Below are 12,929 nucleotides of genomic sequence, written 5' to 3'. Positions count from 1 at the left end.
TATCTCAGATTCATGATCCACATAAGGAATATAAAAATCCACTTGACTTACTCCTAAATTGGAAATTCTCCTATATAATACAAATCATTATATTTTTTCCCAATTTCTGGTTTCGGTAATTCAACATCTCGATAGTAGAACATAGCATTTGCCTCTGTTACATTCAAGTCACCACATTTATCAACTATTAATGGTATAATTTTAGGAGAAGGAATTTCATCTAGCATGCTGCCAACAGGCATGGGGTCGTCCTTATACTCCTGACCTATGAAGTTTTCATCATATGACTCGCTGAATGTTACTTCTTTACAAAAACCACACTTTTCAAAATCTTCATCTTCTTCACTATCATAAAATGAGTCCAGATTAAAATACGCTTCAATTTCTTCTAAACTTTTATCTGTTTTTCCTATCCACAGATGGATTAATGACATTCTATTCATTTTTTAATACATGTTGAAACCGCATTCAAGACATCATTATTTGATTTTAATAAAATTGTTTGAGAAGAAACGTTGTTTTCCAAACCAAACTTTACTTTTCAAAAAAATCCAATAGTACCGTTGTTTTACTTCTTTTGAATTTCACCTTGATTATCGTCCTGATCGAAAGCTAAATTCTACATAAATCTATGCTATTTCTTCAGCACAAATCAGCACAATTTAATATTCGAAAGCCATACTTTACGATTCGTTAAATTAGGAGTCAATATTAATGACGTCTTTCATGGATCTGTTTGACAATAAAAATAGGTCTTTTATCAATTGCAGTCCGGAAAATTCTAATATCCGTCTTAGATCATTTAATTAGCTACTACAAGCAATTTTTTATATTTTTAGTATTTAGAGAAATAATCGCTCACTTTTAACGATGAAAAGTATCACGAATTCAATCACATCTTCTCATTATATACAGCGTTTAGCATTTGATTACATTGAAACCTACTCTCTTCAGCGTGGAGATGAATATGAAGCTGCGCTTAAAGTGCTAAAACCGGAATATAACAGGTTAAAAGTAAAAAAGGAGAAACGCAATAATCTCACCGAAACCGAGGAAATTCGACTGAGTGAATTGGACACGTTATTAGGTGTAACACAATACTTAATTGATGATACAGGTCGATTTCATTTCTCTAGTCAAAGAATCAATACTTTTCAGTATGATAATGAGGCAGTCAGTCTACTAAAGAATATTTTGCTTGCGAAAACAACTGACGTGTCCCATTGGATGTGTGCTCCTATTTACAGGGATGCCATCGTGTTCTATAAAAACTCGGGCGAAATTGTATCTGTTTTGAATATCTGTTTAAGTTGTGAAGCAATGGCAATAGATTGTTCCAATCAGATTGTCGCTGGTAGTGGCACATATGAAATGCTTAGAAAGTTTTTTAAGGATATCGGTCATCCTGTAGAGTGATGAATAAAACAAAGATAATTATCCCCTATGCACAAAAGAACAATAACAATATGTATGATGGTCGTGGTGCTATTTTCATGTATTTCGAAGAACAAAGTTTCAAGTAATACTAACGATGTCATTGTACCAACAGCCAAATTTGACCAGACAGATACCATACCCAAAATAACCATCCAGGACACATCATTGGTGTTCCCACAGATATTTGAGGGAAGTTTCTTCGCGGACACAAAAGTAGCGCAATTCGGCACGGAGATAACTTTTGATAAGATAGCTGTAGGAAATCTAAAGGTATCGTCAGGGCAGATTATCGCAACTGATCCCGTTACCTTAAGTGATGCCGTAGCTTTTAATGAGAATTTCCCCATAGGTGAGTTTCCTGTCGAATTGGCAATGGCAAATATCAAGACCAATAGAGATCGAAGGTTTGCATTTGCACGGGTAAAATTCTCAGATAAGCCTATCCGAAAATGGAGCTTTGCGTTATTACCGGGACAGCCTCCAATCCCTCTCAAATCCAAAGAAATATATGGATATGGAGTGGATGCAGGACTGGCTCTTTTCGTTGACCAAGTCGCAAAGAATAGTCTTAATACGCTGCTCGATAAAAACTGGGACAATATATTCTCCGAAAAATTCAAGGATTATTTAAATTACGATTTTCAAAAGCAAAATGCTGTCTTCTTCTCCACGGGGTATGGAGATGTTTTTTATGCTACTTACATTGGAAGGGACAGTGATGGCAAAATTTGTCAGCTGCTGACTGACTTTGATATTGTACTATGGCGGAATGCTACGGAGTGGTGAAAGATTGAGCGTTTTATTTCTTTTCTAAGGAGTCTACATTAAGCGCGTAAACATCACCCGATTAAGCTCAAAGAAAATAATCATCTGATTAACGGCAATTAAAGCTTTTTAGTTCAAAGTAGCAATACTCACAGACCAATTTGATCTTTGCAAATTCTTCAGCGTATTCGCTCCAACCATTATTTCTGATCCTGACCTTTTCACATTCATCACACCATGCTTGAAAATCGTCATCTTCACCAAGTTCCATCCCTTTATATGTTTCAAAAGCCTCTTCAAATCCCTTCGGATACTCCAAGTTAAGATGCTGACAAACAAAGGCTGGTCTCGACCGCCCATGGATTTTGCATTTAACTTTTGCTTGATTGAAATGGATAACTTCCCGAGAATTTTCATCCAAAACAGCGGTAATGAGAAGATAGCTTTGAAGTTTTTCGGAGGGAGCTCTATATACTCCTATCCCCCCCAAAGTAGCTAATGATATCGCGGTAAACTCCCAACAATCGAATTCATCACCCGAGAAGGTGCCCGCTGTCAATTTCGGATAATCGTTTTCGAGGCCAAATTCCATAACATCAAGTGTACTGTTCTTATTGGGCTCGAAACTATGATCATTGAACCAACTCCACATCCATGTTTCTGATGTAAGGGAAAAGGTACCAATGGGAATATATTTTAGATACAATTGATCTATATCGTCATTGTATAGCCGCAAGAGAGCAAGTTCAGCATCATAATACCAATGCTGATAGCTACTGATGCTCAATTGTTCCATAAACCTTTCCTGAATCTGCATAAGTTCCCGACATTTTTTATCGGCAAACTGTTCGTAATCTATTTTCAACGTTGTGTATCTTTAATTTTCAGGAGTCTTTATAATATTTTGAACTTGTCATCTTGGTTCATTTACCAATTCGGCTACAGCGGCTGTCCTCATCTATTATGTGCTGCTCTTCTTCGCTTTGTCATTTTTTTCTAAAGAATTTTATTTGTTCAAGTCTCACGTTGGCTTGCTCCTCTGTGTATTCCGCTTTCGGCAATTGCTCAATTGATTTATAATTACCAAAACGCTTTACTTTAATATTTGGACCTGTCGAAAGTAAATTAAATTCATTACAGTTGCTACATTGAATAATATTCCAACTATAATCCGGAATACCTTCTTCTTTTTTTATAATGAATGTCTCAAGTTTTGAACCACATTGAGTACAGTCTTGAGATAAAGTTTCAACTATATTGTCTTGTCCTTTGAAAAATGAAGTCAATTTGAATAGTGTATTAAGCACTTTCCCATAAAGCCATCCATTTAAGTTGTCTTTTAAGTCAACTGAAACAATTTTTGAAAGTTTGTCGAAATAATCGCAGATAAATTCACGCTCTTCTGTATCATAATCTGAACGATCAATGCTATCCAACGATTTTTTTAAAATGCTTTTGAGTTGTCTTGGTTTATAATCGGAATTTACAGCTTCAATTAAATTATTAACACAATCGTTGAATAAACTTTGAAGTCGGTCGCAGATTTCACTATCAGATGGGTTTAGTCCCCGTTCTTCCCAAGCAGAAATAGAAAACTTGTCCCGCAGTATAAAGGCATTTAATTTATTTAATGTTGTCTGTTTGTTTGTCATTAAAATTGTCAGATCAGATCGAAACTATTTCAGTTTATATGCTTTTATTTTCCTTTCGCTATCTCCGCCTGGACTCCATTTACAAACTCTACAGTGACGTTCGAGAGTTCAGCAATCTCCGAAATCGAAAACTTATTCAAAGACAAAAGGTTTTTTATTACCTCTGCTTTTCCTTCTGCTTTTCCTTTAGCCTCTCCCTCTGCTCTTCCTTCCGCCATTGCTTTTTCACGCCCTCGTTTCAATAGCTCTTCCTGACTACTGCGGATACTCTCGGCATCCCATTTATTTCTTAAACTTGCGTTGTACATCTCTCGTTCCTCCGGTTTTAGTTTGCTATACTCTGCTAACTGAAATAACTTCTCAAAAATAGGCTTCCGCAAATAAGTGGAAAGTCCCTTTAGCGATGAAATATTTTTAAGTACATACAGCCAACGATCTAAATCATTAACTAACTCTGCCTCAGCTTTAACAAAGTTAACCAATTCCAAATATATAAAGCCTAGATCTTCGTAAAATATTTTACCATGATCCCGATAACAGAGACAGATATCGTGCAAAAAACACTTCTCATCGCCCGCATCAGGCATCTTAAATCCATCCATCAGTACAATGATATAGACTTCACTAATTGCATAATTCCAAGCCCTTCGGTTGCCTTTAGGTGCCTGATCCGCTATCAATTTACTGCTGTAGTAAAGCATGCGCTTTTTCAAATTATCCTGCGCCGTGCGCTGCACTTCAATAATAAAAAGTTCGCCATTGTCAGCCGTACAGGTCAGATCAAAAATAACTGTACCAACATCCTCGGTATCTCCGACATGCTCATTTTTGTTATAATATAAATCAGCAATGATCTTGCGCCCTCTAAAGAGTTCGTTTAAGAAAGCGATAAGAAGATCTTTATTGGTATCTGATCCAAAAACTTTTTTAAAGCCATAATCTGTCGTGATATCGATATATTTAGACTGCTTTAATTCACTCATAATACATTGTTTTTAAATTGGTTAATTACACAATTATAAGTAAACAAACATTATAATACTAATATTTTTAGTAAAAACATCTCCAATGAAGACTATCATATGCCACTGTTCGATGTGGATATATAAAGTAGACATTTTTCTGCAAGAGCAAAAACCAACGTTGATTCTAAATCTGTCAATTAATTTATTTTAATGAAAATATCCTTTTATCACGGGTAATAGCATTGAAATGATTAATTTAGTCAGTGAGGTATGATGAATTGTAAACCACTAAAAATAGAATATGAAAAAGATGTTTTTTGCTTCTGTCATGGCGTTATCTCTGCTCTCCTGCAGAGAAAATAAATCGGACAATTCCCCTGCAGACAACGTAATAGATAATTCAGACGCGTTAGTTTCTGGTTCTTTAAAAAGTTATCGGGACGACGAGGTGACCGTAAACCGTATCTATTTTAAATTGATTAAAAATGATAAACATCTGACAGCGCTCAATACCAAAATAGTGGATACCTTCGAGGAGACCGAAAAAACTTTGGCCGTCTATAAAAATATACTTAACATCTCTACTTCTTATTATCAGGATGCTCATCAGCAGACAAAATCTATCACAGATTCATTAGTCAGGCAACAGGTAGAAAAGGAAATTACCGCCAGTTCTAACGGGTACGATCTTAAGATAAAAAATATAAGGGAATATATGGATCTGATCAGCAAAAATAAGGAGAACCTGACAAGCCTCTATACCACTTTTAAAATCAGAAAAACGCTCCCTGAAATTGAAAAATACCAAAATGCGCATCCGTTACAAAAAGATAGTCTGGATCATTCCATCAATAAACAGAACAGACTTCTGGAAGAATTAAAAAATTTGAGATAGAGATTATGAAAAGAATAGCAATCCTTTTATTTCTAGTTACCCTAAGTGGTATCACATTTGGTCAAGAAAAACTTTGGGTAAACCAAACAAAGGTAAATGAGGCGATGAAATTCGAATCACAACTGAATCCAGATGCGAAATTTTTAAATCCAAATATTTTCATGTCATCAGATTACTATCCTTACCTCGAAAAGCACCCTCTCCTGAATCCCGTGGTTGTAGAACGATCGGCGCTGGATTATCTGCCGTTGTCTGTTGAATATTTTTTTTCAGAAAAAGACTCATTACTCCGAATAGTTTCTTGCGACTGGGAAGTGAACAGGTATAATAATAAATCTATGCAGGAGCTTGCTAAGGACTGGAAAGATGAGAATAAACAACTTGACATCTATAATAAGGAATACGAGCGAATAAAAAAGAACATGATCCAAACATTTGGTCAGACGAGCGCTGATGATCAAGAACCCAAAAGTGTCCAATCATCATGGGGCTCAGGCACCTATTTATCCCGCAAGACCGTCTGGGATAATAAAGATTTACATGCTCAACTGGATTTAATTTTCTCGGACAATACGCATCGTATCAGGTTGACTTACTACTGGAAAGATAAAGAGAATTAAGCGCCATCATCCGTTCCAGGGTAACTTAACTCCCTAATAAGTTTCGTTTTATAAAGCAGTTTATTTCTTCAGCAGTTAAGCATTACATAGCCACTATTGTTTACTTAACTAAAAATTGATTTGCCATCATTGTTTGATTTAAATGATATAGTCAAAACTATCAGGTTTTAAGGGATCTGAGTGAAAGAAGGCGTATGTGAGAGATACGAAAACCTTATCTCATAAAAAATTATTTTGCATGCCCTATATATTTTAAATTATCGAAAAATCGCTCAATCAATCGCCGATCCTTCGTAATGATTTCTGCTGTGCCCTTTGATTCAAATCGAAAATCTAAACGGCTTCCATAATTAGTCAGAAGGCCATCAGGAAATGTCAAAGTGACCAAGTAGGAATCTATTGTAGTTCCGTTGCCCAAACTGACGGTATTGGACACCAAAGAAATATCTTTGACACGGGCTTCAATATATCCATACTCCATGTACGGATAGTCTGCCATTTTAACGATAACTTTCTGTCCGACTTTTACTTTGCCCGCCCCCTGGACGGGTAACATAACTTTCCCGAGGGCGGTATTTTCATCTGGAACAATGGAAAAAATAGGCTCCCCAGCTTTAACAAACTGTTTGTTGCTCCAAAACTTTAAAAACTGGGCCTTTCCCTCAACAGGCGAACTAATAAGATATTGTTTTCGCCATAAATTGAGCTTGTCAATAAGATTGTTGTATGTAGTCAAAACCTCTAACTCAAGCTGTAATTCTTTCTCGGACTTAGCGATATTATTCTGTTGAATGGTGCTCTCCGTATTGCTGATCTGCTCACGTACCGAACCTGTATTACGCTGTGAACTCCGTAATTGATCCTCGGCACTCAGGTGTGCCGCGACGGACCGCTCGTATTCGGCTTGGCTGATAATACGCTTGGCTAATAAAATGGAATCGCGCTCAAGAAACTTATCAGAAATCTTTAGATTTTCTCTACCAATCCTTTCCTTGTCACTTAGGGTTCCGAGCGCAGCGTTCTGCTCTTTCAGTATTTTACCCAATGACTGGCTCTGTTTATCATATACTTTATGATCCTGGTAGTCCGCAAGCTGTTTAAGACTTGAAAGGAAAGATGAGTATGGGATTGTGAGATCGCCCAAGCTCATGTGTTTTGGAAATTGATCGTATAGCGACCTAGCTCTTGAAGTGGGCAACTTTAGCGTTAACACCAAATTGTGGATCTCTGTGACTTGATCGGGCCTAGCTGGATTTTCTATCCAAGCTAATAATTGGCCGGATTTAATAAGATCCTGCGATTTGATATTGTTAATATTCAAGCGGCCACTTTCTTCCGCGAGAATTTGCAAAGGTGCCTGATCGGCAGAAACCGTCACTTCCCCTGTGACAATATCGGGGTACTTGATAATATAACCAAAAAGTACCAGGAGCCCTACAATTGTACAAACCAAAAAGGTAATATTTCGGGCAAATGTATTGGGCATCCGATCGATGATATCTCGGACTTCTTCGGTGCGTTTATGAACTATAATTTCCTGTGTTTCCATTTTCTTTAGGATTAGTTTGCAAGAACTCTTAAATCCGACTGCGTCTCTACTAGTTGAAAATAACGTCCCTTACGTTCCATTAAACTCTGATGATTACCTACTTCGACGACATAACCGTCTTTCATAACAATAATCTGAAAGGCTTTATAGATCGTGCTCAGTCGATGGGCCACAACTACAACTGTTTTGCCATAAAATATTTCATCTAGGGCGGCAGTAATCTTTTGTTCGTTGATAGTATCCAGTGCATTGGTAGCTTCATCGAAAAATAATATCTCGGGATCTTTATACAGTGCTCTGGCAATAAGCACACGCTGTTTTTGCCCTCCACTTAATCCTCGCCCGTTTTCGCCCATTATAGTCTGATATCCCATAGGTAGCTGCTCGATCTCCAGCGCGATATTTGCTGCCGTCACCGCTCTCTTCAATCGCTCGTTGTCGACCTTCTCATCATCAAGGATTATATTATTTAAAATAGTATCGTTAAAGATCTTTCCATCTTGCATGACGGCACCACATTTGTCCCGCCACTGTCTTAAACCAATATTATTGATATTCATCCCGCCGATCATAATATTGCCATAGGTAGGTCTGTACAAACGCAGTAAGAGTTTTAACAAGGTTGACTTGCCACTCCCACTATCGCCTACGATGGCGGTTACTCTGCCCTGCGGAATATAGATACTAACGTTTTTTAAAATAACAGGCGAAACATGATTGTATTGAAATGAAACATTATCCATGATGATGTCTTTCGATCCTGTTAATGCCAGATCGTTGTTACCAACATCCTCAGCCTCTTCTTTCAACGTCTGAATCTCATTAAGACGTTGAAAACTGATCTGCGCAAACTGAAAAGTAACCATAAAAGTAATAAACTGCTGAACTGGGCCATTGAGCATACCGATAATAAACTGTGTGGAGATCATCACACCAAATGTAATATCCCCTGCGATAACTGCTTTGGCACAAAAGAAAGTGATCAATAAATTCTTTACGCTATCGATAAAACTGGCCCCCAGATTTTGGATATTATTCACACTCAACAAACGTAGATTGACTTTGAACAGTCTCGCCTGGATGGCTTCCCATTTCCACCGTTTGGCCTGTTCGTAGTTATTGATCTTGATATCTTGAATCCCGCCAATAGTTTCAACCCAATAGCTTTGATTTTTAGCGGTCAAATCAAAATAATCCCCGTCTAATCGCTTCCGTAGTTTTAGAAATGCCATTACCCAAAGGATATAAAGTGTGCTTCCACCAACAAAAAGATAAAAAATGGTCGTATTATAAATTAAGAGAACAACACTAAAAATTATAAATGTAAGCGAGGAGAAAATGAGGTTCAACGAATTATTCATTATAAAACTTCTTATCCTTTCATGATCGTTAGCGCGCTGGAGTATATCTCCCATCATTTTATTCTCGAAAAATGCGACAGGTAATTTCATTAATTTAATCAGGTAATCTGAAATAAGCGCAATATTGATACGCGAAGACATATGTTGCAAAATCCAATCCCTCACTGCTGCACTCAAGGTAATACTGACAATCAGTGCCAGATTGGCAATTAAAACAATATTAATGAAGCTGACATCCTGGGTCTGTATACCAACATCAATGACCGCTTTTGAAATAAATGGAAGCACCGCCTGCATACAGGTGATCAGCAGCATCACAATAGCCAGGTATAAAAAACTCTTTTTATATGGAGTGAAATAGCCTAATAGGTTCTCCAATTGTTTATTCCGCTCTGCCTTTTCTCCGGGCTGGCGTTGTTTAAAATCGGCCTGGGGCTGAAGCAACAAGATTACTCCGGAATTGCTGTCTCTCACTTTTTTATACCATTTATCAATAAATTCATCTTTATCATAATTGATATAGCCTTTTCCCGGATCGGCCACAAAAAATTTAGCTTGCTGATTGCTTCTTTTTTTGATTTTATATAATACGATGAAATGGCTGTCATCCCAATGAATAATGGCTGGTAGCGGGACTTTCTCAACGAGTTGTTCATAACTGCAATGCGCAGCCAATGTCCTGAGGCCCAAGGATTCCGCACCATAGGATAGTCCTGCTAACGAAACCCCTTCTCTGGTGTTTCCACAAAGGTCCCTTAGGTAAGCCAAAGAATAATATTTTCCATAATACTTTGAAATCATCTTAAGACATGCTGGTCCACAATCGACCATGTCTAATTGTCTATTTAATGGAAATCCCCCAAAATTCATAATCAATATCAGCTAATAAAATATTCTGGTTAATAGATATTGCATATATTGCGCAAGATATAGTCTTTAGTCGCTTTATGCTGTCGCTGTGGTAATTTATAGGTAATTTGATGCGACGTACAAATTTTATCGATCCACGCCCGGAGCTTATCTATTTTGTTTTCATCGTTAAAATACCTTCTGCCCAATCCCTGTGCCAAAGCGAGATGAACTTTCAACTCTTCAACTGTCGGTTCGATTCCGAGATAATCTAGCTCGTCATGCATTACACTTGCTGCATTCTCCCGCTGGATTTTACCATTTTCTTTGGAAGTATTTTGTTCATGAACCCTATAGTAAGTAAGATATTCGGGTATATTAGCAACTTTGAATTGTCTCAAAATTTGTCCCCATAAATGATAGTCCTCAGCATGTGGGTATTGGTCAGAATATCCGATCGGCTTGATAATATCTGCCCGCATCATGGTTGCTGGATGTGAGAAAGGATTTTGAAAAGCATAGACTGATCTTATCTCATGATCAGATATCGGATACTGCTTAAAGCTTACTAAAATGCCTTCTTTGTTTATAACATAATGGTGGCTACCGACCAACATGATCTGACTGTTCTCACTCGCCTCCAAAAACTGCACTTGTTTGCTAATACGCTTCGGATGCATCATATCATCTGCATCAATCCGTGCAATATATTTCCCTTTGCTAAGTGCTACCGCTTTGTTCAAACTGGTTGTTATGCCACAATTTGCTTCATTCCGGTGTAGTTTGATTCTGTTGTCTTTGAAGTTATTTATTATTTTGACTGTATGATCGGTAGAACCATCGTCGATTATCACAAGCTCTAAATTGCGATGGGTTTGATTTAGCACACTATTGATACAACTTTCGATATATAGCTCCGCATTATAACAGGGAAGAACAACGCTGACCAACACTTCTTCATGCATAACCAACTGTTTTTTAGCAACATCAATGGGGTTTATTATCCTTTTATACAGGTCAACTGTTTCCACGGTCATATTTTCAGCGACTAAGTTGCTCTGAGCAAACGCTTTTGCTCGTCCGGCCATTCCCTGTGCTAAATCCGCATTGGTCAGCATACGATACATAGCCTCGGATAACTTTTTTTGATCGATCGACGCCCCATGCTTGCCTAGATGTACGGGGACTTTCAAGCCAGCATCATTGGGCACAATCTCTCTGAGGCCATCTACATCGGCTACAATGATCGGAAGCTTAGAATGCATCATCTCTATGGCGGTGTAACTGCACTGTTCGATATAGGAAGGTACTATTCCAATATCAGCCATTTTATAAAAGTCTACCAACTTTTTCTGCTCCAAATTCCCCGTAAAGGTAATGCGCGACCAGCCTTTAACCGTTCGTTTTAAAACTTTATTAAAATCTCCGTTGCCTGCGATGACCAATCTGATGTTTTGCAATTTCGAGGAAAGTATATCAAAGGCAGCGATCAAATCCCCCACTCCCTTTCTTTCATTGAGGGTACCCGCATAGAGAATAATCTGTTCATCCAATGAAAATCCATATTTTTTCCGCAAAGCAGCTTTCTTGTTATATCCTCTTTTCAGCCCCAGACCATTATAGATTACACTGGTCTTTTCTAATGGAATACCAAAAATCCGCTGCAAGGAGCTCTGGGCGAATGAGGTAACACATACAATGTGGTCTACAGATATGTAAGATAACATCTCCCGCATCAATGGTGTATAGAGATACTGAAATTGACTCCCCATATTAAGCTGTGAATCAACAAGTTTAAAAAATTGATAATTTCCCGTGATTGCGTCCCGCCAGGGCATGCAATGTTTGGTAAGGATAACCTTGCAGAACATCCTCGATTTTAAAAATTGAGCAAAGGGTGCATGATTGATCCAGTTAAAATGGAATAGGATATTAGGCTGGCTTCCTATCTCATTTTTTAGATAATCAGCCAAACCAACATCGTTGGTGGTATTGTGTAAGGACGAGATATCATGCGGAATAAGGTAACAATTTCGTTGGTCGATCTTTTGAAACTCAATGTAACGGCAATGGGTCGCTTTGACAAGAATCATGGTTAGATTAATCTCTTTGACGGTCGTCAATCTGGACGTCAATTCCTTGACGTAGGTGGTGAGCCCCCCATTATCTTGACTGTAATAATCTATAAAAAACAAATTGATCATAAAAAAACATTGTTAAAAAACCTACTTTTACGTCCCTTCCTTATTTACCGCCTATCAATAATCTATAAGAAAAGTGGATTATCAGGATCATTTTTAAAATCCTTAATTTTTAGATCTCTATCGTTTCCTTGTGCCGAAACAGTAAATGTTCGATCTGGATTAAGCCGGATAAAAAAATCAATCAGACCAACTCTTTCTCCATTTTGCATCTTTGGCATGACGAGACCTTTGGTAGCAGGATATCGCTCTTTAGGCAATTTGGAATTAAATTCAGCGTATGTCTTAAAGAAGTTTTTGTAGAGCGGTGATTCCTTGTGCCCATGGAGGATTTCGTGTTGGACTAAGGTGCCATCCCTTGTCGTGGCAAACTGAATAATCAATACGGAGTCAGTGACCGCTTCATTTTTGCTCAAGTAATTTTTGTTGAGCAGGTCGATGAAATCCTGCTTTCTCTGAGGATTGAGGAATGCACCTGGGCCGGAAGCAGAACTGTATGAAGATGCATCGACAATTCTAGATCCCTTGGGAGTAATTGCTATTCCAAATTCTTCCTCATGTTCAGGAGATTTAATTTTAGAGATCAATTCTTTCTGAAAAACAAAGTCATACAAAAGGTTATATTTTCTTTTTAA

At 37.7% G+C, this 12,929-nt stretch carries 12 protein-coding genes; 4 read left to right on the top strand and 8 right to left on the bottom strand.

The features are described 5' to 3' along the window. Window positions 1–53: 53 nt before the first annotated feature. Entirely contained in the window at window positions 54–443 is a 390-nt protein-coding gene (locus D7322_RS27330) for an immunity 22 family protein (protein ID WP_121127340.1), read from the bottom strand. A gap of 427 nt (window positions 444–870) precedes the next feature. On the opposite strand from D7322_RS27330, the gene D7322_RS27325 reads away from it, so the two are divergent. Next, complete coding sequence (locus tag D7322_RS27325) at window positions 871–1,416, top strand: hypothetical protein (protein WP_245971494.1); 546 nt, start codon at window positions 871–873, stop codon at window positions 1,414–1,416. 27 nt (window positions 1,417–1,443) lie between these two features. After that, a complete protein-coding gene (locus D7322_RS27320; RefSeq protein ID WP_121127339.1) occupies window positions 1,444–2,223 on the top strand; it encodes a DUF4241 domain-containing protein in 780 nt (259 codons plus the stop codon). Between the two features lie 88 nt (window positions 2,224–2,311). Here D7322_RS27320 and D7322_RS27315 read toward each other — a convergent pair whose 3' ends face one another. From D7322_RS27315 to D7322_RS27305, 3 genes are all read right to left on the bottom strand, one after another. Beyond that, window positions 2,312–3,067: a DUF6882 domain-containing protein gene (locus tag D7322_RS27315; RefSeq protein WP_220700195.1), complete on the bottom strand. Its 756-nt coding sequence runs from the start codon at window positions 3,065–3,067 to the stop codon at window positions 2,312–2,314. Window positions 3,068–3,188: 121 nt separating this feature from the next. Then, window positions 3,189–3,854: a DUF4844 domain-containing protein gene (locus tag D7322_RS27310; protein ID WP_121127338.1), complete on the bottom strand. Its 666-nt coding sequence runs from the start codon at window positions 3,852–3,854 to the stop codon at window positions 3,189–3,191. A gap of 44 nt (window positions 3,855–3,898) precedes the next feature. Next, complete coding sequence (locus D7322_RS27305; RefSeq protein ID WP_121127337.1) at window positions 3,899–4,837, bottom strand: Rpn family recombination-promoting nuclease/putative transposase; 939 nt, start codon at window positions 4,835–4,837, stop codon at window positions 3,899–3,901. 283 nt (window positions 4,838–5,120) lie between these two features. Between D7322_RS27305 and D7322_RS27300 the strand changes: the two genes are divergently transcribed. Together D7322_RS27300 and D7322_RS27295 are read left to right on the top strand one after the other, a co-directional pair. Next, a complete protein-coding gene (locus D7322_RS27300; protein WP_121127336.1) occupies window positions 5,121–5,714 on the top strand; it encodes a hypothetical protein in 594 nt (197 codons plus the stop codon). Window positions 5,715–5,719: 5 nt separating this feature from the next. Further along, complete coding sequence (locus D7322_RS27295; protein ID WP_121127335.1) at window positions 5,720–6,334, top strand: hypothetical protein; 615 nt, start codon at window positions 5,720–5,722, stop codon at window positions 6,332–6,334. Between the two features lie 229 nt (window positions 6,335–6,563). On the opposite strand, the gene D7322_RS27290 is transcribed toward D7322_RS27295, so the two are convergent. The 4 genes from D7322_RS27290 to D7322_RS28670 form a co-directional block, all read right to left on the bottom strand. Continuing rightward, window positions 6,564–7,883: an HlyD family efflux transporter periplasmic adaptor subunit gene (locus D7322_RS27290; RefSeq protein ID WP_121127334.1), complete on the bottom strand. Its 1,320-nt coding sequence runs from the start codon at window positions 7,881–7,883 to the stop codon at window positions 6,564–6,566. Window positions 7,884–7,894: 11 nt separating this feature from the next. Then, entirely contained in the window at window positions 7,895–10,045 is a 2,151-nt protein-coding gene (locus D7322_RS27285) for a peptidase domain-containing ABC transporter (protein WP_245971493.1), read from the bottom strand. Between the two features lie 98 nt (window positions 10,046–10,143). Further along, entirely contained in the window at window positions 10,144–12,297 is a 2,154-nt protein-coding gene (locus D7322_RS27280; protein WP_121127332.1) for a glycosyltransferase, read from the bottom strand. Window positions 12,298–12,359: 62 nt separating this feature from the next. Next, window positions 12,360–12,929 (bottom strand): hypothetical protein (locus tag D7322_RS28670; RefSeq protein ID WP_183078867.1); only part of this gene is annotated, 570 nt, incomplete at its 5' end.

Origin of the sequence: Sphingobacterium puteale, assembly GCF_003627955.1 — a bacterium.
Classification (GTDB): Bacteria; Bacteroidota; Bacteroidia; order Sphingobacteriales; family Sphingobacteriaceae; genus Sphingobacterium; species Sphingobacterium puteale.
Note: the sequence above shows the minus strand (reverse complement) of the source record. Positions and strands in the feature narration are given on the sequence as shown.